26 protein-coding genes and 1 riboswitch are annotated in these 25,640 nt (G+C 66.6%); of the genes, 13 read left to right on the plus strand and 13 right to left on the minus strand.

Annotated elements, in window-relative coordinates; genetic code table 11:
* Window positions 1–133: 133 nt before the first annotated feature.
* The gene (locus BWR19_17845) at window positions 134–2,338 is read left to right on the plus strand and encodes a C4-dicarboxylate ABC transporter permease (protein APX94633.1); all 2,205 of its coding nucleotides are present in this window, start codon (window positions 134–136) and stop codon (window positions 2,336–2,338) included.
* An 83-nt stretch (window positions 2,339–2,421) separates the two neighbouring features.
* Here the strand turns inward: BWR19_17845 and BWR19_17850 are convergent, their stop codons facing one another.
* A complete protein-coding gene (locus tag BWR19_17850; protein APX94634.1) occupies window positions 2,422–3,261 on the minus strand; it encodes a methylenetetrahydrofolate reductase [NAD(P)H] in 840 nt (279 codons plus the stop codon).
* A 240-nt stretch (window positions 3,262–3,501) separates the two neighbouring features.
* Here BWR19_17850 and BWR19_17855 point away from each other — a divergent pair, with 240 nt between their 5' ends.
* The gene (locus BWR19_17855) at window positions 3,502–4,410 is read left to right on the plus strand and encodes a transporter (GenBank protein ID APX95094.1); all 909 of its coding nucleotides are present in this window, start codon (window positions 3,502–3,504) and stop codon (window positions 4,408–4,410) included.
* A gap of 95 nt (window positions 4,411–4,505) precedes the next feature.
* Here the strand turns inward: BWR19_17855 and BWR19_17860 are convergent, their stop codons facing one another.
* Together BWR19_17860 and BWR19_17865 are read right to left on the minus strand one after the other, a co-directional pair.
* Complete coding sequence (locus BWR19_17860) at window positions 4,506–5,915, minus strand: adenosylhomocysteinase (protein APX94635.1); 1,410 nt, start codon at window positions 5,913–5,915, stop codon at window positions 4,506–4,508.
* Between the two features lie 16 nt (window positions 5,916–5,931).
* Window positions 5,932–6,020, minus strand: a riboswitch (S-adenosyl-L-homocysteine riboswitch).
* A 122-nt stretch (window positions 6,021–6,142) separates the two neighbouring features.
* Window positions 6,143–7,363 (minus strand): methionine adenosyltransferase, encoded by a 1,221-nt coding sequence (locus BWR19_17865; protein APX94636.1) that lies wholly within the window; start codon window positions 7,361–7,363, stop codon window positions 6,143–6,145.
* A gap of 279 nt (window positions 7,364–7,642) precedes the next feature.
* Between BWR19_17865 and BWR19_17870 the strand changes: the two genes are divergently transcribed.
* Window positions 7,643–9,634, plus strand: a complete 1,992-nt coding sequence (locus tag BWR19_17870) for a transketolase (protein ID APX94637.1) — start codon at window positions 7,643–7,645, stop codon at window positions 9,632–9,634.
* 105 nt (window positions 9,635–9,739) lie between these two features.
* Here BWR19_17870 and BWR19_17875 read toward each other — a convergent pair whose 3' ends face one another.
* The 3 genes from BWR19_17875 to BWR19_17885 form a co-directional block, all read right to left on the minus strand.
* Window positions 9,740–10,792 (minus strand): fructose-bisphosphate aldolase, encoded by a 1,053-nt coding sequence (locus BWR19_17875; protein ID APX94638.1) that lies wholly within the window; start codon window positions 10,790–10,792, stop codon window positions 9,740–9,742.
* Window positions 10,793–10,910: 118 nt separating this feature from the next.
* Window positions 10,911–11,309, minus strand: a complete 399-nt coding sequence (locus BWR19_17880) for a heat-shock protein (GenBank protein ID APX94639.1) — start codon at window positions 11,307–11,309, stop codon at window positions 10,911–10,913.
* Window positions 11,310–11,346: 37 nt separating this feature from the next.
* Window positions 11,347–11,808 carry a heat-shock protein Hsp20 gene (locus BWR19_17885; GenBank protein APX94640.1) on the minus strand — a complete coding sequence of 154 codons (462 nt, stop codon included), beginning with the start codon at window positions 11,806–11,808 and terminating at the stop codon, window positions 11,347–11,349.
* 137 nt (window positions 11,809–11,945) lie between these two features.
* Here BWR19_17885 and BWR19_17890 point away from each other — a divergent pair, with 137 nt between their 5' ends.
* From BWR19_17890 to BWR19_17910, 5 genes are all read left to right on the plus strand, one after another.
* A complete protein-coding gene (locus tag BWR19_17890) occupies window positions 11,946–12,302 on the plus strand; it encodes a CidA/LrgA family protein (protein ID APX94641.1) in 357 nt (118 codons plus the stop codon).
* Window positions 12,295–13,017, plus strand: a complete 723-nt coding sequence (locus tag BWR19_17895; protein APX94642.1) for a hypothetical protein — start codon at window positions 12,295–12,297, stop codon at window positions 13,015–13,017. The genes BWR19_17890 and BWR19_17895 overlap by 8 nt, the downstream gene beginning before the upstream one ends.
* A gap of 60 nt (window positions 13,018–13,077) precedes the next feature.
* Window positions 13,078–14,115, plus strand: a complete 1,038-nt coding sequence (gene gapA / locus BWR19_17900; protein APX94643.1) for an erythrose-4-phosphate dehydrogenase — start codon at window positions 13,078–13,080, stop codon at window positions 14,113–14,115.
* Window positions 14,116–14,158: 43 nt separating this feature from the next.
* Window positions 14,159–15,331 carry a phosphoglycerate kinase gene (locus BWR19_17905; protein APX94644.1) on the plus strand — a complete coding sequence of 391 codons (1,173 nt, stop codon included), beginning with the start codon at window positions 14,159–14,161 and terminating at the stop codon, window positions 15,329–15,331.
* A gap of 78 nt (window positions 15,332–15,409) precedes the next feature.
* Entirely contained in the window at window positions 15,410–16,474 is a 1,065-nt protein-coding gene (locus BWR19_17910) for a fructose-1,6-bisphosphate aldolase (protein ID APX94645.1), read from the plus strand.
* Window positions 16,475–16,552: 78 nt separating this feature from the next.
* Here the strand turns inward: BWR19_17910 and BWR19_17915 are convergent, their stop codons facing one another.
* Window positions 16,553–16,894, minus strand: coding sequence for a hypothetical protein (locus tag BWR19_17915; protein APX94646.1), 342 nt, complete (start codon window positions 16,892–16,894; stop codon window positions 16,553–16,555).
* 145 nt (window positions 16,895–17,039) lie between these two features.
* Between BWR19_17915 and BWR19_17920 the strand changes: the two genes are divergently transcribed.
* Window positions 17,040–18,032: a bifunctional glyoxylate/hydroxypyruvate reductase B gene (locus tag BWR19_17920; protein APX94647.1), complete on the plus strand. Its 993-nt coding sequence runs from the start codon at window positions 17,040–17,042 to the stop codon at window positions 18,030–18,032.
* Window positions 18,033–18,091: 59 nt separating this feature from the next.
* Here BWR19_17920 and BWR19_17925 read toward each other — a convergent pair whose 3' ends face one another.
* The 3 genes from BWR19_17925 to BWR19_17935 all read right to left on the minus strand — a co-directional run bounded on the left by BWR19_17925 (window position 18,092) and on the right by BWR19_17935 (window position 19,449).
* Window positions 18,092–18,460 carry a hypothetical protein gene (locus tag BWR19_17925; protein APX94648.1) on the minus strand — a complete coding sequence of 123 codons (369 nt, stop codon included), beginning with the start codon at window positions 18,458–18,460 and terminating at the stop codon, window positions 18,092–18,094.
* Window positions 18,461–18,754: 294 nt separating this feature from the next.
* The gene (locus BWR19_17930) at window positions 18,755–19,045 is read right to left on the minus strand and encodes a hypothetical protein (GenBank protein ID APX95095.1); all 291 of its coding nucleotides are present in this window, start codon (window positions 19,043–19,045) and stop codon (window positions 18,755–18,757) included.
* A 113-nt stretch (window positions 19,046–19,158) separates the two neighbouring features.
* The gene (locus BWR19_17935; protein ID APX94649.1) at window positions 19,159–19,449 is read right to left on the minus strand and encodes a hypothetical protein; all 291 of its coding nucleotides are present in this window, start codon (window positions 19,447–19,449) and stop codon (window positions 19,159–19,161) included.
* 444 nt (window positions 19,450–19,893) lie between these two features.
* Between BWR19_17935 and BWR19_17940 the strand changes: the two genes are divergently transcribed.
* From BWR19_17940 to BWR19_17950, 3 genes are all read left to right on the plus strand, one after another.
* A complete protein-coding gene (locus tag BWR19_17940; GenBank protein APX94650.1) occupies window positions 19,894–20,571 on the plus strand; it encodes a haloacid dehalogenase in 678 nt (225 codons plus the stop codon).
* A gap of 130 nt (window positions 20,572–20,701) precedes the next feature.
* Complete coding sequence (locus BWR19_17945; GenBank protein ID APX94651.1) at window positions 20,702–21,076, plus strand: translation initiation factor; 375 nt, start codon at window positions 20,702–20,704, stop codon at window positions 21,074–21,076.
* Window positions 21,077–21,090: 14 nt separating this feature from the next.
* Entirely contained in the window at window positions 21,091–21,522 is a 432-nt protein-coding gene (locus BWR19_17950) for a hypothetical protein (GenBank protein APX94652.1), read from the plus strand.
* Between the two features lie 4 nt (window positions 21,523–21,526).
* Here the strand turns inward: BWR19_17950 and BWR19_17955 are convergent, their stop codons facing one another.
* Window positions 21,527–22,405, minus strand: coding sequence for an NAD-dependent deacetylase (locus BWR19_17955; GenBank protein ID APX94653.1), 879 nt, complete (start codon window positions 22,403–22,405; stop codon window positions 21,527–21,529).
* A gap of 159 nt (window positions 22,406–22,564) precedes the next feature.
* Between BWR19_17955 and BWR19_17960 the strand changes: the two genes are divergently transcribed.
* Window positions 22,565–23,476 carry an NERD domain-containing protein gene (locus tag BWR19_17960; protein APX94654.1) on the plus strand — a complete coding sequence of 304 codons (912 nt, stop codon included), beginning with the start codon at window positions 22,565–22,567 and terminating at the stop codon, window positions 23,474–23,476.
* Here BWR19_17960 and BWR19_17965 read toward each other — a convergent pair.
* Window positions 23,473–24,237, minus strand: coding sequence for a ribonuclease I (locus BWR19_17965; GenBank protein ID APX94655.1), 765 nt, complete (start codon window positions 24,235–24,237; stop codon window positions 23,473–23,475). The genes BWR19_17960 and BWR19_17965 overlap by 4 nt on opposite strands.
* Window positions 24,230–25,567 (minus strand): deoxyguanosinetriphosphate triphosphohydrolase, encoded by a 1,338-nt coding sequence (locus tag BWR19_17970; protein ID APX94656.1) that lies wholly within the window; start codon window positions 25,565–25,567, stop codon window positions 24,230–24,232. The genes BWR19_17965 and BWR19_17970 overlap by 8 nt, the downstream gene beginning before the upstream one ends.
* Window positions 25,568–25,640: the final 73 nt, after the last annotated feature.

Genomic DNA, 25,640 nt, shown 5'->3' on the forward strand with positions numbered 1-25,640 from the left:
CACCCACTACAAGGGCCGGCACCTGATCTCAGGGCCGGCCTTTGCCACGCTATTACTGCTTCAGGAAATGCTGATCGATTGACGCCCTATGCGGCCGATCAGAGGGTTTCCAACACTCAAGGGTAACTGTCCCATGAGCAACACACCCGACAACCACTCTTCCGCCGAGGCCTCGGCCCGTGCCGCGGAGGAAAAGGACGCCGCCGAGCTGCTTGCCGAAGGCGTCGACGAAGAGGTCATCGAGTCCAATCGCCGCCTGTTTACCGGCTGGCAGTGGGCACTGTTCGGCGGTCTGGCGATTGCCTACTCGCTGTTCCACCTGATCACCCTCAACGTGATCCCGATGGAGACCTGGTCGTACCGCGTGATTCACATCGCCGGCGCGCTGATCCTCGGCTACGGCCTCTATACCGGCGCGCGCTTTGCCAGCGACACGCGCGCCACGGCACCCATGTGGCAAAATGTGCTGGCCGGGCTGCTGCTGCTGCCGGCGCTCTACGCGCTGCTGCAGACCTTCCTGATGTGGCGCGCCATCGAAGGCGGTGCCCAGCGCATCGAGCCGCATATCGAGGCCTGGCACTACGGCTATCCGCTGATCCTGGCCACCGCCGCGGCCATCGTGATGTCGTGGTTCTATCGTCAGGTGCGTGAGAAGTTCGCGCTGCCCGACCTGGTGCTGATGGTCTCGGCACTCGCCGTGGCCGGCTACTTCCTGGTCATCTACAACACCCCGCTGCGCATGTCGACCGGCACCTCCTTCGCGCCGATGGGGATCTCCTACGCGGCCATCGCCGGCTCGCTGCTGATTCTCGAGCTGACCCGCCGGGTCGCCGGCAATGCGCTGGTGATCATCTCGCTGGTGTTCCTGGCCTACGTATGGGGTGGCCCGCACCTGCCCGGCTTCCTTAGCTACCCGGGCCTCTCGGTGGGGCGCTTCTTCAGCCAGGTGTATACCGACACCGGGATTCTGGGTCAGACCACCGCGGTGTCGTCGACCTATATCATTCTGTTCATCATCTTCGCCGCCTTCCTGCAGGCCTCCAAGGTCGGTGACTACTTCGTCAACTTCGCCTTCGCCGCCGCCGGCCGCGCCCGCGGTGGCCCGGCCAAGGTCTCGATCTTCGCCTCCGGCCTGATGGGCATGATCAACGGCACCAGCGCCGGCAACGTGGTCTCCACCGGCTCGCTGACCATCCCGCTGATGAAGAAGGTCGGCTATCCGTCGCGCAGCGCCGGGGCGATCGAGGCCGCGGCCTCCAGCGGCGGCCAGATCATGCCGCCGATCATGGGCGCCGGCGCCTTCATCATGGCCGAGATCACCGGCATCCCCTACCGCGAGATCGCCGTGGCGGCGCTGATCCCTGCCGCCCTGTACTTCCTCTCGGTGTACTGCATGGTCGACTTCGAGGCGGCCCGCAAAGGCATGCGCGGCATGCGCAAGGACGAGATCCCGCAGTTCCGCCGTCTGATCAAGCATGTCTATCTGTTTACGCCGATCGTGATCCTGATCGCCGCGCTGTTCATGGGCTACTCGGTGATCCGCGCCGGTACCCTGGCCACTGCCGCCGCCGCGGTGGTGAGCTGGCTGTCGCCGCACAAGATGGGCATTCGCTCGATCCTCAAGGCGCTGCAGATGGCCGGCACCATGTCGATCCAGATCATTGCCGTATGTGCCTGCGCCGGCCTGATCGTCGGGGTGATCTCGCTGACCGGGGTCGGCGCGCGCTTCTCGTCGCTGCTGCTCGGCCTGGCCGGGGTCAGCCAGCTGCTGGCGCTGTTCTTCGCCATGTGCATCTCGATCCTGCTGGGCATGGGCATGCCGACCACGGCGGCCTATGCGGTGGCCGCCTCGGTGGTCGCACCGGGCCTGATCGGGATCGGCATCCAGCCGCTGGTGGCGCACTTCTTCGTGTTCTACTTCGCGGTGATGTCGGCGATCACCCCGCCGGTGGCGCTGGCGGCTTACGCCGCCTCGGGTATCTCGGGGGCCAACGCCATGGAGACCTCGACCACCTCGTTCAAGATCGGGCTGGCGGCCTTCATCGTGCCGTTCATGTTCTTCTACAGCCCGGCCATGCTGATGGAAGGCACCGGCATGCAGATCCTGCGCGTGGCGGTTACCGCCTCACTGGGGATTATCCTGCTCTCGGGCGCTGTCCAGGCCTGGTTCTTCGGCCCGGTCAAGGCGTGGCAGCGGCTGGTGATGATGGTCGGGGCGATCTTCATGATCTATGGCGGCATCTACACCGATATCGCCGGCCTGGCGGTCGGTGCCGGCCTGCTGATCATGCAGCGCAAGCTGCATGCGGGGGGCAACACGCCGCAAACCGCGACCTGAGCATCTTAGGCTGCAAACCAACACCGCCGCCCCTTGGGGCGGCGGTTTTTTTACGTCTAGGCGTTACCATTTACCGACCTCGCTCAGGCGAGGTTGTCGAGCACTCGCAGTGAGGCGTTGGCCTGATTGAGGGTGTAGAAGTGCAGGCCCGGCGCGCCGCCGTCGAGCAGCCGCTGGCAGAGGCGAGAAATCACCTCTTCGCCGAAGGCCTGGATGCTTTCGCTGTCGTCGCCATAGGCTTCGAGCTGCTTGCGGATCCAGCGTGGGATATCGGCGCCGCAGGCGTCGGAGAAGCGCGCCAGCTTGGTGTAGTTGGTGATCGGCATGATGCCGGGCACGATCGGCGCCTCGACGCCCAGCGCACGGGCACGATCGGCAAAGTGGAAGTAGGCCTCGGCGCTGAAGAAGTACTGGGTGATCGCCAGGTTGGCGCCGGCCTGCACCTTGCGCGCGAAGTTCTGCAGGTCGTGCTCGAAGCTCGGCGCCTGGGGATGGCACTCCGGATAGGCGGCCACGGCGATCTCGAAGTGGTCGCCGGTCTCGGCGCGAATGAACTCGACCAGCTCGTTGGCATAGCGCAGCTCGCCGATGCCGCCCATGCCCGAGGGCAGGTCGCCGCGCAGCGCCACCAGGCTGTTGATGCCGTCCTCGCGATACTGCGTCAGCAGCTCGCGCAGCTCACCCTTGTCGCTGCCGATGCACGACAGGTGCGGGGCCGTATTGATGCCGCTCTCGCCGATCATCTTGACCGTGCGTGTGGTACGCGCCTGGGTCGAGCCGCCGGCGCCATAGGTTACCGAGAAAAAGCGCGGCCCGCGCTCGGCGAGGGCATCGCGCACCCCGACCAGCTTCTCGCGCCCGGCCTCGGTATTGGGCGGAAAGAACTCGAAGCTGATGCCCAGCGGATGCTCTTGTACACTCATCGACTCTGATCCTCACGGGCCGCCTGCTCGGGCGGCGCGGCTAACGGGTGACATGGCGCCATGGCCTGATAGGGTCGCATTCTGACGACTCGGCGTCGCCCCGGCCAATGAAAGTTTCCCGGCCGCTGCATCAATTTCATTCATGTTGACGGCTTCACGCGCTCGGCGGGAGCGGGCATCATGCAGGTTCCTGCATAGACGGAGAGGCCCTGCGTGGAACTCGAACTCGGCGGCACCCTGATGGCCCCGCTGTGGATGCTGCTGGCCTACGTTGGCCTGGGGGTGGTGTGTGCCCGCTGGCTGGCGCTGGAAGCACGCCCCATCGCCACCCTGCTGATCTACCTGATCGCCCCGCTCACGGTGTTCCGCGGGCTGACCCTGGGCGGGCCGACCCTGGGCTACCTGATGCTGACGCTGGGCACCTTCGTCGCCGCCAGCCTGGTGGCGATGCTCGCCAACCGACTAGCGCGGCGCTGGTTTGGCCCCCAGGAAGCAGCGGTGCTGGCGTTCTCCGCAGGCACCGGCAATACCGGCTACTTCGGCCTGCCGGTGGCGATGGTGCTGCTGCCCGACGAAGGGGTCACGATCTATCTGTTCTGCATGCTCGGCGTGACCCTCTACGAGTTCACGGTGGGCTTCTACCTCAGCGCCCGCGGTCGCTTCTCGGTGCGCCATAGCCTGGTCAAGATCGCCCGCCTGCCGCTGATCTACGCCTTCGCCGCGGCGCTGCTGGCGAGTGGCCTGGGGCTGTCGGTACCTGCCGGCGTCATGGACGGCCTGGCGGTATTCCCCGCCACCTATACCCTGCTCGGCATGATGGTGATCGGCATGACCCTGGGCCGGGTCACCGTGCGCGAAGTCGACGGGCGTTTCATCGCCGCCTGCGTGGCGCTGCGCTACGCCGTGTGGCCGCTGCTGGCGGGCCTCACGGTACTCTTGCTGCAGGCCACTGTGGGTATCGATGAGCAACTGGCCCTGGCGCTGCTGCTGGTCGGCGTGGTGCCGATGGCCGCCAACGTGGTGGTGGTGGCCATGGAACTCGACATTCGCCCCGAGAAAGGCGCCATCGCGGTGTTGATCACCACCCTGATGGCGCCGCTGATGATCCCCTTCTACCTGTGGCTGCTGATGGGGGTGGCCGGCCTGTGACGGGCCGGCCGCCATTCAGTAGCGGTAGCTGTCGGGCTTGAACGGCCCCTCGGCGGGCAGCTCAAGGCCGGCCTGCACAGCAGGCCGGCTAAGGCTCAGTAGCGGTAGCTGTCGGGCTTGAAGGGTCCCTCGGCGGGCAGCCCCAGGTAGTCGGCCTGGGCGGGGGTCATCTGGGTCACCACGCCGCCGAATCCCTCGACCATATAGCGCGCCACTTCTTCATCGAGATGGCGCGGCAGCACGCTGAGGGTCAGCGCCTCGCGCTTGGCCGCGGCGTCGAGCTCGGCGAAGCGGCCCTCGAAGAGGTGGATCTGCGCCAGCACCTGATTGGCGAAGGAGCCATCCATGATCCGCGACGGATGGCCGGTGGCGTTGCCCAGGTTGACCAACCGACCCTCGGCGAGCAGCAGCAGGTAGTCGCGGCTCTCGGGGTCGAACTCGCCGGGATCGCTGTCGCGATAGACCTTGTGCACCTGCGGCTTGATCTCCTCCCAGTGCCACTGGCGGCGCATGAAGGCGGTATCGATCTCGCTGTCGAAGTGGCCGATGTTGCACACCACCGCACCCTTCTTGAGCGCCTTGAGCATCGGCGCGTCGCAGGCGTCTACGTTACCGGTGGCGGTGACCACCAGGTCGATCTTGCCGAGCAGTTCATGGTCGACGCTGGCGACTCCCTCATTGATCCCGCCCACATAGGGCGACACCACCTCGAAGCCGTCCATGCAGGCCTGCATGGCGCAGATCGGGTCGATCTCGGTGACCTTGACGATCATGCCCTCCTGGCGCAGCGAGGCCGCCGAGCCCTTGCCAACGTCGCCGTAGCCGATCACCAGCGCCTGCTTGCCGGCCAGCAGATGGTCGAGGCCACGCTTGATGGCGTCGCTCAGCGAGTGGCGGCAGCCGTACTTGTTGTCGTTCTTGGACTTGGTCACGGCGTCGTTGACGTTGATCGCCGGCACCTTGAGGGTGCCGTCGCGCAGCATCTCATGCAGGCGGTGCACGCCGGTGGTGGTCTCCTCGCTGATGCCGTGGATGGCATCGAGCAGCGCGGGATGCTGCTCATGCAGCAACTGGGTGAGGTCGCCGCCGTCATCGAGCACCAGGTTGGGCGTCCAGCCGTCGGGGCCGGCGACGGTCTGCTCGATGCACCACCAGAACTCCTCCTCGGTCTCGCCCTTCCAGGCGAACACCGGAATCCCCGCCGCGGCGATCGCCGCGGCGGCGTGGTCCTGGGTCGAGAAGATGTTGCACGACGACCAGCGCACGCTGGCGCCCAGGTCGATCAGCGTCTCGATCAGCACCGCGGTCTGAATGGTCATGTGGATGCAGCCGGCGATGCGCGCGCCGGCCAGCGGCTGCTGGTCGCGGTACTTGTCGCGGATCTTCATCAGCGCCGGCATCTCGGTCTCGGCGATGCGGATCTCGCGCCGGCCCCAATCGGCCAGGGTGATATCGGCGACCTTGTAGTCGTGGGTGGGAACTGCCGCGGAAGCCAGTTGGCTCATGGGTCTACTCCATTCCGGGGAATGGGCGCCGTTGCCTATGCCCAACCTGCCCGAGCCTCGCATTCGCCTGGCCTGCACGCGAATGCTGCAGCGCCCCTCGGGCAGCAGCAACTAGAGCCATAGAGTCACAACTCTTGCCGCAGTTCAAACCCCGCCCCAACGCGCGCCGCCAACGCAAGACGCCCGGCTGCCATCGACAGCCGGGCGTCCGCATGAGCGAGGCCTGATCAGAGGCCAGCGGCGGCCTTCAGTGCCTCGGCCTTGTCGACCTTCTCCCAGGGGAAGGCGATGAAGGTCTCGGTGTGTTCACGACCGTCGACATCGGTCCAGGTATAGGCGGTCTCGAACGGCTCGCGGCCGAAGTGGCCGTAGGCCGCGGTGAGGCGATACATGGGGTGCAGCAGGTCGAGCATGCGGGTAATGGCGTGGGGCCGCAGGTCGAAGTGCTCACGCACCAGCTCGATGATCTTGGCGTCGGCGACCTTGGCGGTGCCGAAGGTATCGATCGATACCGAGGTCGGCTCGGCCAAGCCGATGGCGTAGGAGACCTGGATCTCGCACTTGTCGGCGAGCCCCGCGGCGACGATGTTCTTGGCCACGTAGCGTCCGGCATAGGCGGCGCTGCGATCGACCTTGGAGGGGTCCTTGCCGGAGAAGGCGCCGCCGCCGTGACGCGCCATGCCGCCGTAGGTGTCGACGATGATCTTGCGCCCGGTGAGGCCGCAGTCACCCACCGGGCCGCCGATCACGAACTTGCCGGTGGGGTTGATGTGATACTTGGTGTCGGCGTCGAGCCATTCGGCGGGCAGCACCTGCTCGATGATCTCGTGCTTGACCATCTTGCGCAGCGCTTCCTGCTCGATCTCCGGGTCATGCTGGGTGGAGAGCACCACCGCATCGACGCCGCACGGCTTGCCCTCGGCGTCATAGCGGAAGGTCACCTGGCTCTTGGCGTCCGGGCGCAGCCACGGCAGCAGGCCCTGCTTGCGCAGCTCGGCCTGGCGCTCCACCAGCCGGTGGGCGTAGTGGATCGGCGCCGGCATGTAGGAGGCGGTTTCGTTGGTGGCATAGCCGAACATCAGGCCCTGATCGCCGGCGCCCTGGTCCTCGGGCTTGCTGCGGTCGACGCCCTGGGCGATATCCACGCTCTGCTTGCCGATCAGGTTGAGCACGCCGCAGGTCTCGCCGTCGAAGCCGACGTCCGAGGAGGTATAGCCGATCTCGGTGATCACCTCGCGTACCAGCGCCTCGAGGTCGACCCAGGCGGTAGTCGAGATCTCGCCGGCGACGATCGCCACGCCGGTCTTGACCAGCGTTTCGCAGGCCACGCGGGCCTGCTTGTCACGGGCGATGATGGCGTCCAGTACGGCGTCGGAGATCTGATCGGCGATCTTGTCGGGATGGCCCTCGGAGACGGACTCTGAGGTGAACAGGGAGTATTCGCTCATGGCGTGCTCGACCCTTTGGGGAATAGAGGAAGCGGAGTAGAGAGGCGGCCCATGGGGCTCGGTGAGAAAATTCTACACAGCCCCAGGGCCGGTTCCTAGCATCGTGGCTTGCCGGCGGCCGGCAATGATTTGATGGATCGCCGCAACTCGGCGACAATAAGCGCCTGTTTTTTGCGTCGAGCGTCGGCGCCCCAGCTTAGACAACTCGCGTTCACGGCCCCGTTGCCGGGCTCGTCCGACGTCATCCCCACTATATTGCCGCAGGCGAGGAGCTACTCAATGCCGTCCCGTTTCGAACTGGCCAATGCCATTCGCGCGCTGTCCATGGATGCCGTACAGAAGGCCAAGTCCGGTCACCCCGGGGCCCCCATGGGCATGGCCGATATCGCCGAAGTGCTGTGGAACGACCACCTCAGCCACAACCCGGCCAACCCGCACTGGGCCAACCGCGACCGCTTCGTGCTCTCCAACGGCCACGGCTCGATGCTGCTCTACTCGCTGCTGCACCTGTCCGGCTATGAACTGAGCCTCGAGGACCTGCAGAACTTCCGCCAGCTGCACTCCAAGACCCCGGGCCACCCGGAGCTGGGCTACACCGCCGGCGTCGAGACCACCACCGGGCCGCTGGGCCAGGGCCTGGCCAACGCGGTGGGCATGGCCATCGCCGAACGCACCCTGGCGGCGCAGTTCAACCGCCCCGGCCATACCGTCATCGACCACCGCACCTGGTGCTTCCTCGGCGACGGCTGCCTGATGGAGGGCATCTCCCACGAAGTGGCGTCATTGGCCGGCACCCAGGGCCTGGGCAAGCTGGTGGCCTTCTATGACGACAACGGCATCTCCATCGACGGCGAGGTCGAGGGCTGGTTCACCGACGATACCGCCAAGCGCTTCGAGGCCTACGGCTGGCACGTGGTACCCAATGTCGACGGCCACAAGCCCGAAGAGATCCAGGCCGCCATCGAGCTGGCCAAGAGCCACGACGACAAGCCGAGCCTGATCATCTGCAAGACCATCATCGGCTTCGGCGCCCCCAACAAGCAGGGCAAGGAGGAGTGCCACGGCGCCGCCCTGGGCGACGACGAGGTGGCCGCAGCGCGTGTCCAGCTCGACTGGCCGCATGCCCCCTTCCATGTCCCGGAAGCGATCTACCAGGGCTGGGATGCCACGGCCCGCGGCACCGAGCGCGAGCAGGCGTGGGAGGCCAACCTGGCGCGCTACGCCGAGGCCTTCCCCGCCGAGGCCGCCGAGCTCAAGCGCCGCCTGAATGGCGAGCTGCCCAGCGACCTGAGCAGCGAGAAGCTCATCGAGCAAGCCCAGGAAAAGGCCGAGAGCATCGCCTCGCGCAAGGCCTCGCTGGCCTGCCTCAACGAGCTCGGCCCGCAGCTGCCCGAGCTGCTTGGCGGCAGCGCCGACCTGGCGCCCTCCAACCTGACCTTCTGGAACGGCGCCAAGGCGATCTCCAAGGACGCAGCGGACGGCAACTACCTGCACTACGGGGTGCGCGAGTTCGGCATGGGCGCGATCATGAACGGCATCGCCGTGCACGGCGGCTTCGTCCCCTACGGCGCGACCTTCCTGACCTTCATGGAGTACATGCACAACGCCGTGCGCATGGCGGCGCTGATGCAGCGCCAGGCGATCTACGTCTTCACCCATGACTCGATTGGCCTCGGCGAGGATGGCCCCACCCACCAGCCCATCGAACAGCTGGGTGCGCTGCGCTCGACGCCCAACCTGGCCACCTGGCGCCCCGCCGACGCGGTGGAGACCGCCGCCGCCTGGGATGCCGCCCTCAAGCGTCATAGCGGCCCCACCGCGCTGGTGCTGTCGCGCCAGAACCTGCCCCACCAGCAGCGCGACAAGGCACAGCTGGCCAATATCGAGCGCGGCGGCTATGTGCTGCGAGACTGCGACGGCACCCCGGAGCTGATCCTGATCGCCACCGGCTCCGAGGTCGGCCTGGCCATGGACGCCGCCGCCGAGCTCGAGGCCAAGGGCCGCGCGGTGCGGGTGGTGTCGATGCCCTCGACCAGCACCTTCGACGCCCAGGACGCCGACTACCGCGAGTCGGTACTGCCGCGCAGCGTGACCCAGCGCCTGGCCATCGAGGCCAGCCACTACGCCTACTGGTACAAGTACGTCGGCCTCGACGGCGCCATCGTCGGCATGCAGACCTTCGGCGAGTCGGCCCCCGCCGGCGACCTGTTCCAGCACTTCGGCTTCACCGTCGACAACGTCGTCGAGCAGGCCGAGGCGCTACTCGGCTGATACGGCTACCGCAAGCGCCATGAAAAAGGGCACGACCTCACGGTCGTGCCCTTTCCATTTGCGCCGGCCGCGATTTGCCCGCGCAGACATTTGTGCGGTGTTTCCTCAAGCCACGGTTACGCTCTTGTCCAGGTACACATCCTGGATGGCGTGGAGCAGCTCGACCCCCTCGGCCACCGGCTTCTGGAACGCCTTGCGCCCGGATATCAGACCCATGCCGCCGGCACGCTTGTTGATCACCGCGGTGCGTACCGCCTCGCCGAGGTCGGTGTGCCCCTTGGAGCCGCCGCCGGAGTTGATCAGCCCGGCGCGGCCCATGAAGCAGTTGGCCACCTGGTAGCGGGCCAGGTCGATGGGGTGATCGCTGGTCAGCTCGTCGTAGACCTTGTCATGGGTGTGGCCGAAGCCCACCGCGCGATAGCCGCCGTTGGTCTCGGGCAGCTTCTGCTTGACGATATCGGCCTTGAGGGTCGCCGCCAGGTGGTTGGCCTGGCTGGTGAGGTCGGCGGCGACGTGATAGTCGCTGCCGTCGTGCTTGAAGGCCGGGTTGCGCAGATAGGCCCAGAGTACCGTGACCATGCCCAGCTGGTGGGCGCGCTCGAAGGCCTCGCTGATCTCCATGATCTGGCGACGGCTCTCGTGGGAACCGAAGTAGATGGTCGCGCCTACCGCCACACAGCCCATGTCGTGGGCCTGCTCGACATCGGCGAACAGCGTCTGGTCGTAGATGGCCGGGTAGCTCAGGGTCTCGTTGTGGTTGAGCTTGAGCATCATCGGGATCTTGTGCGCGTAGCGCCGCGCCACCGACGACAGTACGCCCAGCGTCGAGGCCACGCCGTTGCAGCCGCCCTCCAGCGCCAGCTCGACGATGTTGGCCGGGTCGAAGTACCGCGGGTTGGGCGCGAAAGAGGCCCCCGCCGAGTGCTCGATACCCTGGTCTACCGGCAGCAGGCTGAGGTAGCCGGTGCCCGCCAGCCGTCCGTGATTGAAGAAGGCTTGCAGGTTACGTAGTACCGCCGGGCTACGATCGCTGTCGGCCATCACCCGGTCGATGAAGTCGGGGCCGGGCAGATGCAGACTATCGCGGCGCACCCCCTGGCAGGTGTGGCCAAGCAGGCTGTCGGCGTCGCTGCCGAGCAAGGCGACGATATCCGTCATGGTGTCATCCTCTACGTCCGTGGAGTGGGTAAATCCGATATGCGTGGTGCGAAGCGACCCCCTTAGCGTAGAGGAATTGCCGCCCCGATGCAGGGGCGGCACTCCTTGAGGCGGCCGCTTACGCGGCCTTGACCTCGATGCGGCGTACCCGGTGGCTGTCCTTCTTGGGCAGGGTAACCGTCAGCACGCCGTTGTCGAGCTGCGCCGAGATCGCCTCGCTGTCGATCTCGTGGCTGAGCGTGAAGCGCCGCGCAAAGCGCTGGCCGCTGACTTCGGCATGCAGCGCCGTGAGCCCCTCGGGCATGCTCAGCTGTATCTCGCCCTCCAGGCTCAGCACGCTGTTGTCGACCTCGAGATGCAGCGATTCGTGGGTCACGCCGGGCATGTCGGCAACCAGCATGAGGGAATCCGCCCGCTCGACGATATCCACCGCCGGCGCCAGCGCGGTGTGCGCGGCACCTTCGTCGCGCTGGGCGTCGGGCTGGGTTCGCGGATGTTGATGTACGACCTCGCTCATGATCTATCACCTCCTGTTGGCAATATCACGATTTGGGCTATGCGACCTGGACCTCGATTCGCCGTGGCTTCAGCTCCTCGCGCTTGGGCAGCACGACCTCGAACACCCCGTTGGCGTGGCGCGCCTCGGCGCGTTCGGCGTCCAGGCCATCGGGTAGCGCAATCGCGCGCACGAACTCGCCGCTGGCACGCTCGCGCCGGAATACCGGGCGGGCACTTTCGGCAGCGTCGTTGGCGGCGAGTGGCTCGCGCCGGCCGCGCAGGGTCAATACGTTGTCCTGTATATCGATGGTCAGATCACCCGGTGCGACGCCGGCGGCGAATACGTAGACGCGTACCGCCTCGTCGCTGCGCGCCACGTTGATCATCGGGAAGCTGCCGCGGGGTACGGCACGGATATCGGCGGCGCGGCCGTCGGGAAACACCTCGTCCATCAGCTGACGGAACCAGTCGAGGCGCTGTGAGGCGCCGCTATCGAAACGCTTGAGATCTCCGAACATATCGAACACCTCCTACGTGTGGCAGGTTGTGGAATTGAGGCCTGGATGTGACACGGCCCCGATAATCTGCAAAATAGGAGCGCTTGCGCGGCTTTCAAGCCCCCCGCTGACGATTTTTTCGACGACCAAGGACGCTTATGCCGGCACTGCGCGGGTTCCTGTGGCTAGTGGTATTTCTACTGTGCGGTGAAGCGCTGGTCTGGGCGCTGAGGCTGCCGGTCTCCCCCGGGGTGGTCGGCTTGCTGCTGATGACCCTGTGGCTGGCCCTGCGCGGCCGGGTCAACCCCGACATCCAGGCCGCCAGCCAGCCGCTGATCGCGGTGCTGGCGATGCTGATCATGCCCGGCGTGGTGGGGATCTTCTTCATTGCCGACGAATTCGCCGGCCAGTGGCTGGCGGTGGCCGCGGCGCTGCTGCTGGGTACCCTGGCCAGCGTCGCCACCACGCTGTGGCTGATGCTGCGCTTCATGCCACCGGAAAGCGCCGATGAATAGCGCCTGGGATGGGCTGCGCGAGCAGCTGCTGGCGACACCGATGCTGGCCATTGCGCTGACCCTGGCGGCGTTCTTCGCCGGCGGCTGGGTCTTCACCCGGCTCGGCAGACCCAGCTGGTGCCCGGGGATCATGTTCTCGGCCATGCTGCTGGCCGCCGCCCTGGCGCTGCTGGGCATCGACTACGCCGACTACCGCGCCGGGGCCGGCTGGCTGATGCTGCTGCTCGGCCCGGCCACGGTGGCGCTGGGCGTACCGCTCTACCAGCAGCTGCCGCGCATCCGCGCGGTGTGGAAGCCGCTGCTGATCAGCCTGCCGCCGGCGGCGATGCTGGCCGCCCTCTACGCCGTCGCCCTGGCCTGGCTGCTGGGCGCCTCGCCGGAGGTGCTGGCTTCACTGGCGCCCAAGTCGGTCACCGCGCCGATCGCCATCGGCATCACCGAGCAGCTCGGCGGGGTCATCCCGCTGATGATGGGCGGCCTGCTGATCACCGGCGTGGTCACCACCGCCTGCGTCGGCCTGCTGGCCCGTCGCCTGCGACTGCGCGACCCGCGGGTGCTGGGTTTCGTGCTCGGCGTCAACGGCCACGTCATCGGCACCGTGCGCGCCTTCGAACTGGGCGCCACCGCCGGCGCCTTCGCCTCGCTGGGCATGAGCCTCACCGGCATCTTCAGCGCGCTATTCCTGCCGCTGGCCTGGCGACTGGTGGGCCTGTAAGGGGCAAATGCGCTAGAATCGCGTCTTTCCCGACGTCAGCCATCGCTTGCGAGCTTATCCATGGCCCATCGTATTGCCATCAATGGTTACGGCCGTATCGGCCAGTGCGTGCTGCGCGCGCTGCATGAGCGTCGCGATCTCGACGACCTCGAGGTGGTAGCGATCAACGAGCTCTCCGATCTCGACACCATCGCCTACCTGACCCGCTATGACACCACCCACGGGCGCTTCCCGGGTCGCGTCGAGCGCAACGGCGACTACCTGCTGATCGATGAGCGGGCGATCCGCGTGGTCTCCGCCGCCGAGCCGCGGCAGCTGCCGTGGCGCGAACTGGGCATCGACCTGGTGCTGGAGTGCTCGGGCAGCTTCAGCGAGCGCGACATGGCCGAACGCCACCTGGCCGCCGGCGCCGGGCGCCTGCTGTTCTCGCAGCCCGCCGAGAGCGACGTCGACGCCACCATCGTGTGCGGCATCAACGACCACCGCCTGGCGCCCCAACAGCGCATCGTCTCCGCCGCCTCGTGCACCACCAACTGCCTGATCCCGGTGCTCACCGTGCTCGACGACGCCCTGGGCATCGCCCACGGCGTGACGACGACCATCCATTCGGCGATGAACGACCAGCCGGTGATCGACGCCTACCACCAGACCGACCTGCGCCTGACGCGCTCGGCGATGCAGTCGATCGTGCCGGTGGACACCGGCCTGGCGCGCGGCATCAACCGCCTGATGCCGCACCTGGCGGGGCGCTTCGAATGCCTGCACGTGCGCGTGCCGACCATCAACGTCTCGGCCATGGACCTGGCGATCACCGTCAACCGCGAGACCAGCGCCGCCGAGGTCAACGCCCTGCTGGCCGAGGCCAGCCGTGGGCGCCTGAGCGGACTGCTGGGCTTCACCGAGGAGCCGATGGCGTCCATCGACTTCAACCACGATCCGCGCTCGGGTATCGTGGACGCCACTCAGACCCGGGTGGCCGGTGGCCGCCTGATCAAGCTGCTGTGCTGGTTCGACAACGAGTGGGGGTTCGCCAACCGCATGCTCGACGTCGCCGGGCGCCTGGCGCGCCTCGGCCCACCGCCAACGCCGCCCGCATGACCCGATTTCCTTCATGGCATCTCAACGCGAGGACTTTCCTGCGATGAACGTACGCAAGATGACCGACCTGCCACTCGCCGGCCAGCGAGTGCTGATCCGCGAGGACTTGAACGTACCGGTCAAGAACGGCCGCGTGTCCAGCGACGCCCGCCTGCGCGCCGCCCTTCCGACCATCCAGGCCGCCGTCGAGGCGGGTGCCAAGGTGCTGCTGATGAGCCACCTGGGGCGCCCCACCGAGGGCGAGCCCGCCGCCGAGTTCTCGCTGGCACCGGTGGCCGAGCGGCTCGGTGAACTGCTCGGCCGCCCGGTGCGCCTGGTCGACGACTACCTCGACGTCTCCCTCGACCTGCTCGACGGCGAGGTGGTGCTGCTCGAGAACGTGCGCTTCAACGTCGGCGAGAAAAACGACGATGAAGCGCTGGCCAAGCAGTACGCCGCGCTGTGCGACATCTACGTGATGGACGCCTTCGGCACCGCCCACCGCGCCCAGGCCTCGACCCACGGCGTGGCGCGCTTCGCCCCCACCGCCTGCGCCGGCCCGCTGCTGGCCGGCGAGCTCGACGCACTGGAGAAGGCCCTGGCCACGCCCCAGCGGCCGATGGCCGCCATCGTCGGCGGTTCCAAGGTTTCCACCAAGCTCGAGGTGCTCAACGCCCTCTCCGAGCGCTGCGATCAGCTGATCGTCGGCGGTGGCATCGCCAACACCTTCATTGCGGCGGCCGGCTACAACGTCGGCAAGTCGCTGCATGAGGCCGACCTGATCGAGCAGGCCAAGGCGCTGATGGCCAAGGTCGAGATCCCGCTGCCCACCGATGTGGTGGTGGCCACCGAGTTCTCCGAGCGCGCCACCGCGGTGACCAAGCCGGTCGACCAGGTCAATGATGATGAGATGATCCTGGATATCGGCCCCGATACCGCCGGGCGCCTCGCCGGCCTGCTCAAGGACGCCGGCACCATCCTGTGGAACGGCCCGGTCGGAGTGTTCGAGATCGACCAGTTCGGCCACGGCACTCAGGCACTGTCCCAGGCGATCGCCGAGAGCAACGGCTTCTCCATCGCCGGCGGCGGCGACACCCTGGCGGCCATCGACAAGTACGCCATTGCCGATCGCGTCTCCTATATCTCCACCGGCGGCGGCGCCTTCCTCGAGTACGTCGAGGGCAAGACCCTGCCCGCGGTGGCGGCCCTCGAGGCGGCCTACGAGGCCGCCCGCTAGGCCGCAGCAGCCCACTTTACCCTACAGGCGGCGCGCCCACTGGGCGCGCCGCCATCATCGATAACGTCGAGACAAACTATGGCACTGATCAGCATGCGCCAGATGCTGGACCACGCCGCCGAGCGCGGTTACGGCATCCCGGCCTTCAACGTCAACAACCTCGAGCAGATGCGCGCCATCATGGAAGCCGCCGACCAGACCGATTCGCCGGTCATCGTGCAGGCCTCCGCCGGCGCCCGCAAATATGCCGGAGCGCCCTTCCTGCGCCACCTGATCCTGGCCGCGGTGGAGGAGTTCCCGCATATCCCCGTGGTCATGCACCAGGACCACGGCACCAGCCCGGCGGTGTGCCAGCGCTCCATCCAACTGGGCTTCTCCTCGGTGATGATGGACGGCTCGCTGGGTGAAGACGGCAAGACCCCGATGGACTACGCCTACAACGTCGATGTCACCCGTCGCACCGTCGAGATGGCTCACGCCTGCGGCGTCTCGGTGGAGGGCGAGCTAGGCTGCCTGGGCAGCCTGGAAACCGGCATGGCCGGCGAGGAAGACGGCATCGGCGCCGAGGGCAAGCTCGACATGGAGCAGCTGCTCACCGACCCGGAAGAGGCCGCCGCCTTCGTCAAGGCCACCCAGGTCGACGCCCTGGCCATCGCCATCGGTACCAGCCACGGCGCCTACAAGTTCACCCGGCCACCCACCGGCGACACCCTCTCCATCCAGCGCATCAAGGAGATCCACGCGCGCATCCCCGACACCCACCTGGTGATGCACGGCTCCTCTTCGGTGCCCCAGGAGTGGCTCGCCATCATCAACGAGTTCGGCGGCGAGATCCCCGAGACCTACGGCGTGCCGGTGGAAGAGATCGTCGAGGGCATCAAGCACGGCGTGCGCAAGGTCAACATCGACACCGACCTGCGCCTGGCCTCCACCGGCGCGGTGCGCCGCTTCCTGGCCCAGAACCCATCCGAGTTCGACCCGCGCAAGTTCCTTAAGGAGACCGTCTCCGCCATGCGTGAGGTGTGCATTGCCCGCTACGAGGCCTTCGGCACCGCAGGCAACGCCAGCCGCATCAAGCCGATCAGCCTTGAGGCCATGGTCGGCCGCTACGACAGCGGCGAGCTGGCGCCCAAGGTGAAGTAAGTTGCCTCTGGCATAACGCAACAGCGGCGGCCCAAGGGCCGCCGCTGTTGCATGAGAAGGGCTAATCGAGCAGGACACTTACTCGTCGTCGTCTTCCTCGTCATCGCCATTCTCGGCGTCGCTCTCTTCGTCATCCTGCTCCGCTTCGCTGCCGTCGTGGGCGTCTTCAGGACTGCCCGAGCCACCGGTACCCGCCTCAGGGCTCTCTTCCTCGTCGTTGCCATTGTCGTCGGTCGACGCGTCCTCGTCTCGCGCCTCGCTGTCATCATCATCATCGCGTACCAGCGAACCGGCCTTGATGCCGTACTCTTCCTCGAGCTCGGCGTCGCTCATCGGCTCGTCGGCGTACACCAGGGTGGTGGTGCCCAGCATCAGGGCGGCAGTGAGGCCAACGGTGGTCAACCAGGGTATCAATCGCATCCGGTAATCTCCTTTTATGATCGGGATGGCGTGTCCGCGCGGGGAGCGGCGCCACTTCAGACTAGCCCAGCCGGCAGCGCATAGAAATGCACCTTGCGTGTTAGTCTTTCGATTCGCACCTCAACCCACTGGACAGGGAGCTCTCATGACCAAGCGTATCGTGGCCTATCGGCGCCTCAGCGACAGCCAGCTCGAAGCGCTGCGGAACGACTTTCACGTCGACTACTTCGCCGATCTCGCCTCCACCGACGAGCCGTCCTTTCGCGAGGCGCTGAGCCAGGCCCACGGCGTGATCGGCGCCGGCCTGCCGTTGACGCCGGCACTGCTGGATACCGCGCCTCGGCTCGAAGCAGTAGCGACGATCTCGGTTGGCTACGACAACTACCCGGTCGAGGCACTCACCGAGCGCGGCATCCTGCTCTGCAATACCCCCGACGTGCTCACCGAAACCACCGCCGATACTGCCTTTGCGCTGATCATGGCCAGTGCGCGGCGGGTGGTGGAACTCGCCGACTTCATCAAGCGCGGCGATTGGCAGGAGAGCATCGGCGAGGCGCAGTTCGGCAGCGACGTCCACGGCAAGACCCTCGGCCTGATCGGCATGGGCCGGATCGGCGCGGCCATCGCGCGGCGCGGTGCGCTAGGCTTCAATATGCCGATTCTCTACTCCAACGCCTCACCCAAGTCGCACCTCGAGGCCGAGTTCGGCGCTCGACGCCGCGAGATGGACGACCTGCTGGCCGAGGCCGACTTCGTGTGCATCACGGTGCCCCTCACCGCCGAGACCGAGAAGCTGATCGGCGCCCGCGAATTCGGCCTGATGAAGCCCGGCGCCATCTTCATCAACATCGCCCGCGGCAAGGTGGTCGACGAAGCCGCACTGATCGAGGCACTCGAGAGCGGCCAGCTGCACGGCGCCGGCCTGGATGTCTTCGAGCACGAACCGCTGGCGCCGGAATCGCCGCTGCCGCGGCTGGCCAACGTAGTGGCACTGCCGCATATCGGCTCGGCGACCCACGAGACGCGCACCGCCATGGCCCAGCGCGCCGTGGATAACCTCACGCTGGCGCTCAAGGGCGAGCGGCCGATCAATCTGGTCAACGACGCCGCCTGGGCGTCGCGTCGCGGCACCGGCTGAACCGCCAGCCATGAAAAAGCCGCCCCTGCGAGGGCGGCTCATTCCGACGTGACGCAGCTTTACTGCGTGGAGTCGTCGTCTTCGAAGTCGGGCAGCGACTCGGTACCGTGTGCCGGATCATCGGACCCTACACCACCGTGTTCTGCATCGGCGCTACCGTCTCCCGTAGTACCTGTCTCATCCATTTCCGGTGCGGACTCGGTACCCATGGCCGGGTCATCAGTGCCGACACCGCCGTGGTCAGCGCCGCCGTTGGCCGGATCCAGGTCGCTATCGGTGCTGCCTTCAACGCCCGACGCTTCCTGAGGGGCCGGATCCTGAGGCTCATACTCTTCGTCGTGCATGTCGGCGAAGGCCAGCGGGCTGGCGATCAGGCCGAATGACACACCAACGATACCCACCTTCTTGAGAAATTCCTTGGACATCATGTCGCGTACCTCTCGTTAATCCATTGACGCCAGCGGGCCGCGGGAAGCGGCAATGCCGCGTGGCGTATAATAACCGTAGAACTAAATGACGCTTTGTACAAGGTTTGGAAAATAAATTTCCTGCTCACCTCATTCAACATTGCCTTGGGAGGGCGGACAAAAAAGCCGCTTTCGGGGGTGGCCGAAAGCGGCAGCGCTGTGATCAACGTGCAGTGGAGACACGCTGGGGCTCGAGGGGGTGAGCCCACCGCCCTTCCCTGGGCAGCATCATCTTGCAAGGGAACCGGTCAGGAATTACCAGGACTGCTCTTCGTCGTCCTCAGGAGTCTCCCACTCCTCCTCTTCGTTCTCCTCCTCGTCATCGAAGGTGAACTCTTCTTCCTCGTCTTCATATTCGGTGTCGAATTCATCGTCGTTGGTGCTGAATTCGTCGCCGCCGTCGACATCAGGTGCCGGCTCTTCCTGCGGCGCCGGGTCTTGCGGCTCGTACTCTTCGTCGTGCATGTCGGCGAAGGCCAGCGGGCTAGCGATCAAGCCGAACGAAACACCCAGAATACCGATTTTCTTCAGAAAGTCCTTGGACATCATGTCGTACATCCTCCATTGGTCGCGCCGTGTAGCGCATTTCGATAACGTAGTGATCGAAGCATCCCTGTGGTCGCTGGCGCCCATCCTTGGGCGCCCGAGTCAGTCATGGCTTACCAAGACTGCTCTTCGTCGTCCTCTTCAGGCGTCTCCCACTCTTCCTCTTCGTTCTCTTCTTCGTCATCGAAGGTGAACTCTTCTTCCTCATCCTCGTATTCGGTATCGTAATCCGTGCTACCGAACTCATCGTTGCCGTCAACGTCCGGTGCAGGCTCTTCCTGCGGCGCCGGATCTTGCGGCTCGTACTCTTCGTCGTGCATGTCGGCGAAGGCCAGCGGGCTGGCAATCAGGCCGAAAGAAACGCCGAGAATACCGATTTTCTTGAGAAATTCCTTGGACATCATGCTCGCACCTCCATTTGTCTTCAGTGCTTGCTGAGTGTGAAGACGTACTGCCTATTGCTAGGAATCGAATCGATCTGTTGCGTCGCTTCGATGCTGTTCGTCTCTCACCCTGAACATTGCAGAGGCCATGCCAGGCTGTGCCAGAAAAATAGAAAACCATTAAAAAACATAGAGTTATAAAAATCACAGCGTGCCAGATAGCGCCCGGTGCATGGCGTGGCACCGCCAAACGAGTGGCGACATATGACACATGGGGCAGATTCGACACGCTAGCGGGGTGTGTCAGAAGGGCCACGCGGGGCGATACCTCGGCAGCGTCACACCGTGCGTTGGCGAACAGTGTTCAAAAAATGCGGAAAATGGCCCTCAATATTAGGCAGGATACGCCGATATCTGTAACACTAGGGCTATAAGTCCTTGACTTGCGCCGACAGAGGTCTGGCAATGGCAACACCTCGATGCCTACTGTTCGATTGCGACGGCACCCTCGTCGACAGCGAACCCTTACTGGCCGCCGAAATGGCGGAAAGCCTCACTCAGGCGGGCCTACCCTTTTCCCCCAGCGACTACATGGGAGAGTTTCGCGGCGCCCGCTTCTGCAACATCGTGGCTGAGCTGCAGCGCCGCCATGGGTCCATCGACCCCCAACGCCTCAGCCACTCCGAGGGCGAGATGCGGCGCAGGCTCGCCGACCGTATCGACAGCGAACTGCAGCCGCTGCCGGGCGTGCGCGAGGCGCTCGCTACCCTGAGCGATTTTCCCCGCGCGGTGGTTTCCAACGGCCCGGAGAGCAAGATCCGCGCCGGCCTGCGCGCCACCGGCCTGGCCGAGGCCTTCGGCGACAACCTGTTCAGCGGCTATACCGCCAACTGCTGGAAACCCGATCCCTGCCTCTATCTGCACGCCGCCAGCATCATGGGCTACCGTGCCGAAGAGTGCCTGGCGATCGACGATGCCATCGTCGGCGTCAAGGCGGCACTGGCCGCCGGCATGCGGGTGGTGCACCTGAACCGCTTTCCGGATGTCGAGAGCACTCCTGACGGCGCCATCAGCATCAGCAACATGCATCAGCTGCCCACCATCATCGGCCGGCTGCTGCTACCCGAGACGGCCAGCGTCTGATCCAGACCGCTTATCCACACCCCGGCGCCCAGCGCGCCTGTGGACAGGTCACCCCTGCCGGGCAGCGCCGCCCTCGGGTATCATGATGCGACACTCTCAAGCGGGCGCCGGCCCGATCAGGAGCATCCGCATGGCATCCCTACGCGACCAGCTAAGCGGGCTGGTCTACTCCACCGAGCACGGCGATATCTGCCCCGACTGCCGGGCGCCGATCGCCAACTGCGAGTGTGCGGCACACGCCGAGCAGGCACGCCTCGAGGCACTCGACGGCATCGTGCGCATCCGCCGCGAAACCAGCGGCAGGAAAGGCAAGGGCGTGACCACCGTCGAGGGCGTGCCGCTGGGCGACAGCGAGCTCAAGGCGCTGGCCAAGGCACTCAAGAAGCGCTGCGGTACCGGCGGCGCCGTCAAGGACGGTGTCATCGAAATCCAGGGCGACCACCGCGACACCCTGCACGATGCACTCACCCGCCAAGGCTACCGCGTCAAGCTGGCCGGCGGCTGATCAGGAGACTCCCCATGAATGACGGACCTATTCGACCTACGCCCAGGCGCGGCACCTGGCGCATCGCCATTGCCTGCCTGTTCGTCGCGCTGCTGGCCGCCTGCGCCGGGCGCCCGGATTTCGCGACCCTGGACACCCGCGTGATCCCCGACACGCCGCTCGAGGCCAGTGGCGATGCCGAGCTGCGCGTGGCACTTGAATCCCTGGAGGCCGACGGCAGCCGCGGTGAACTGATCGCCGAGACCACCTCGTCACGCGTCAGCGATACGCCGATGGACATCAGCCTGCAGTTCGACGCCCGCGCCCTCGAGAGCGGTCGCGACTATGCGCTGATCGCCGAAATCCGCGAAGACGCCCGCGTCACCCACCGCAACAGTGAGCAGGTCACCTTGACTGGCGCGCAGATCGGCCAGCAGCGCATCGAGATCCCGCTGGCGCCACGCTGAGCGCTCAGCCCTCGAGGTGCTCCGGCAGCGCCTCGAGGGTAGCGCCGATCGGCGCCTCGAGCTTGAGGTCATAGAGCGCATCGGCACGGGTATGGCCGAGGTTGAGGCAGGCCAATGGCGTCTGCTCGGCCACCGCCTGGCGCGCAAAACGGAAGCCGGAATAGACCATCAGCGACGACCCCACCACCAGCAGCGCATCGCCACGCGATACCGCCGCACGCGCGGCGGTTACCCGCTCCGCCGGCACCTGGTCGCCGAAGAACACCACGTCGGGCTTCCAGATGCCGCGCCCGCAGCGCGTGCAGCCGGGCACCTGGAAGTCGTCGAAGTCGCGCTCCAGATCGGCATCGCCGTCGGGTCCGACACGCGCCTCCAGGGCCAGCCAGTGCGGATTGCTGGCCGCCAACTCGGCGTGCAGGTCGTGGCGCATGCGCCGCGCATCGCAGGCCATGCAGCGCACGATCTCGGCGCGGCCGTGAAGGTCGATGACGCGCCGGTTGCCGGCACGCTGATGCAGGCCGTCGACGTTCTGGGTGATCAGGGTATCCAGCTGACCGCGCCGCTCGAGCAGCGCCAGGCCACGATGCGCCGCGCCGGGGCGCGCCTCGCTGAGCGCACGAAAGCCGACCAGCGCCCGCGCCCAGTAGCGCTGGCGCGCCGCATGACTGGCCATGAACGCCTGGTGGCTCATCGGCGGCGGCCGTTTCCAGGCGCCATCGCGGCCGCGGTAGTCTGGAATACCGCTGTCGGTACTCACCCCGGCACCGGTGAGCACCACCAGCCGCGGATGACGGGTGATGAACTCGGCCAGCGACGCGGCGGCTTGGGCCACACGGGCCGGGTCATGCGGCGTCGTCTCGGTGCTGGAGGCGTTGGGAGGCATAGTCGTCATGCAAGACTTCACTCTGGCAGGCCAGTGACGCTGATCTTGGAGCCTGGGATAATGACATTGTTCACCCAAGTCTGCCGAGGTTAGCTAGAATGAACGCGCAATCGTCCCCGCCGCTTGGCGACTCCCTTCACTAGGCAAGGACCGCTGCCGATGGCCTGGCTGGAATACTTACTGCCGCTGATCTTTTTGTTCCCCCTGGGAGCCACCGCGGTGATCGTCCTGGCGCTGCGCAATCTGCACGACGCGCGGGTGCGCTCGCCGTTTGACGCTCATCCACTGCGCGAGCCCGGCCAGGCGCTACGCGACCGCCTCGACCGCGCCTTTGCCAGCCTGTTCCTCAACGGGGCCCTGGGGCCCATCGTGGTCCTGGCGCCGCTGGTCTACGGCATGGGCCGGATGCTGTTCGCCAGCCAGCAGGACTGGGTGGAGTGGAGCCTCTACGGCATGCTCAGCACGTTGCTGGTGATGGTGTTCTGCTTCCTGTTGATCCGTGACTACCAGCGAATCCGCCGGCTCAAGCTGGGCCTGGCCTGCGAGCTGGTGATCGGCCAGGAGCTCGAGCGCCTGGTGCGCCCGGATGCCCACCCCTTCCATATCTTCCACGACATCCCCGCCGACACCTACACCATCGACCATGTCGCGGTGACGCCCCACGGGGTGTTCGTGATCGAGACCCGCGCCCGGACCTGGCCGGTCGACCCCCGCGGCGAAGGACGCAATCAGGTGGTGGTGGAGCGCCAACGACTGCGTTTTCCCGGCTGGAGCGAGCGGCGCCCGCTGCTCAAGACCCGCCAGGCCGTGCAGTGGCTGCGCAAGTGGCTGGCGCAAGAGTGCGGCACCTCGGTACCGGTCAAGGGCGTACTCGCCCTGCCCGGCTGGGAGATCGACGCCAGCCAGGCCGACGGCGACCTGCTGGTGGTCGGCGGCGAGCACCTCGCCGAACAGCTCTCCGCGATGCCGCTGGGCCCCTTCGACGATGCCACCCACGACCGCGCCATTCGCGCCCTGATGCAGCGCGCCGCGCTGGTGGAACTGCAGCATCTGCAGGAGCCGTCGGTCTAGTCCGCGGCCGGTATCTGCACGCGGTTATGGCAGCGCCCGGGGCGCTGCTCGACCAGGCTGTCGGCCTCTGGAAAGTCGCCCAGCCGCTCCGCGTCGATACCGATGCGTACCTCGCTGAGCCGGCGATTGCCGGGGCCGCGACACTCCAGCCGCAGCGCACGCCCGGTGCCACGACCGAAGGCCGCCTCGAAGGCGCCGATCAGTTCGTTGCGCGCCACCTCCCCGCCCTGGTTGAGCACCACGAAGTCGGCAAAGGCGCTGGCGTTGACCCGCTCGAGCAGGGCAAGCGAAGCAGCGAAATAGTCCTCGGCGTCCAGCGCCAGGCAGGCGGCGTGCTTGGCATATTGATAGCGATCCAGGCAGCTGGCGCGTCCCGGCATGCCCTCGTCCAGCGCCTCGGCGAGTGGCGCGGGAAGCTGAAAGGGCGGGTGCGCGCGGCAGAAGCTGCCGTCGGCACGCGGCGCTTCGATGAAGCACCCCTCGCGCCACCACTGCGGGCGGTCGACGCCATCGCGCGCAAAGCGCTCGGGCAGCGAGGGCCACAGCCCGTGCAGCACGAAGCCCTGCCCCGCCTGGCGCTCGCGGCACTCGTCGGGCGGCCGTGAGTGGGTGTCGCAGAAGCCGGGGTGCCAGGTCAAGGCCAGGGTATAGTGGTCGAAGCCCTCGCCCTCGAGGCGCGTCGCGTCGGCTGCCGCGAGGCCCGGCCAGGCGACGAGCAGCGCCAGCAGCAGGCCAACGAGGCAGCGGCGTACCTTAGTCACCCCTGAGCCGCCCGCCCATTTCCTGGGCCAGGTCGACGGCGTAGTGGTCGGTCATGCCGCCAATGAAGTCGAGCATCCGCCGGTAGCTGGCGTATAGCGACCAGGAGGGCCGCGGGGTGTTTTCGCCGATCAGCGCCAGCACCCGCTGGTGCTTGAAGCTCGACTCGCCGTGGTGGTGCAGCTCGTGGGCCGCGCCGATAAAGGCCTCGAGCAGAATCCCCAGCGTGGTGTAGGCGCCGATCTCCAGCTTGGCCTTGCGCTCGTTCTGGAAGATCCGCTCACGGGCCAGCTGCTTGGCGGCCTTGACCCCCCAGTCGAGGTCCGGGTGGCACAGCTCGAGCAGATCGTGCTCCAGCGCACCGCCCAGCAACTCGCCCTCATGCTGGACGAACACCGCCCCCACGTCGCTGACGGCTCGCTCCATGGCGGCACCGCGCAGCGCGGCGATACGCCGCCGCTGGGACACCCCGTCGCTCAGCATGGTGTCGTACTCCGGCGGCTTGCCACCGGCGATCTGGGTCAGCACCTCGGCGACCTCGTCGTAGCGCAGGATGCCCATCTCCAGGCCATCCTCGAGATCGAGCAGCGCGTAGCAGATATCGTCGGCGGCCTCGACCAGCCAGGCCAACGGATGGCGGCACCAGGCGTTGTTGCCGCGCGGCTTGAGCCCCAGCCGCTCGGCGACCTCGGCGAGCAGATGTGCCTCCGACTGGTAACTGCCGAACTTGCCGGCGCTACCGCCGTGCTCGACGGTCCAGGGGTACTTGAGCAGGGTGCCGAGGGTCGCACCGGTGAGGCGCATGCCGCCCTTGAACTGGTTGTATTCGATCTGGGTGACCACGCGGAAGCCCTGGGCGTTGCCCTCGTAGGTCAGCAGATCGGCGCGCTCCAGCGCCGACAGGCCCTCGAGCAGGCCGCTGCCGTCCTGCTCGGCGCGCTTGAACCAGTCGCGAATGGCGTATTCGCCGGCGTGGCCGAACGGCGGATTACCGATATCGTGGCCCAGGCAGGCGGCCTGGACGATGACGCCGAGGTCGGCCGGGGTGATCCACTGCGGTAGCCGGTGGCTGAGCTGCTCGCCGACGATCATGCCCAGCGAGCGCCCCACGCAGCCCACTTCCAGGGAGTGGGTCAGGCGGGTATGAATATGGTCGTTGTCGGTCAGCGGGTGCACCTGGGTCTTGCGGCCCAGGCGCCGAAACGAGCCGGCGAAGACGATCCGGTCGTGATCCTTGTGAAACGGGCTGCGGCCGATCTCGTTGCTCGCCGAGCGCGGCTTGTCGTTGAGCCGGCTCGGGTCGAGCAGTCGCTCCCAGTGCATCTGCGTCATCGGTGAAGCCTCCTTGAGAGGCTCATTCTGGCAGCCCCGGGCGCTAGGCGCTAGGCGCTGGGCACTGGGCGTG

Source organism: Halomonas sp. 1513 (genome assembly GCA_001971685.1).
Lineage (GTDB): Bacteria > Pseudomonadota > Gammaproteobacteria > Pseudomonadales > Halomonadaceae > Franzmannia.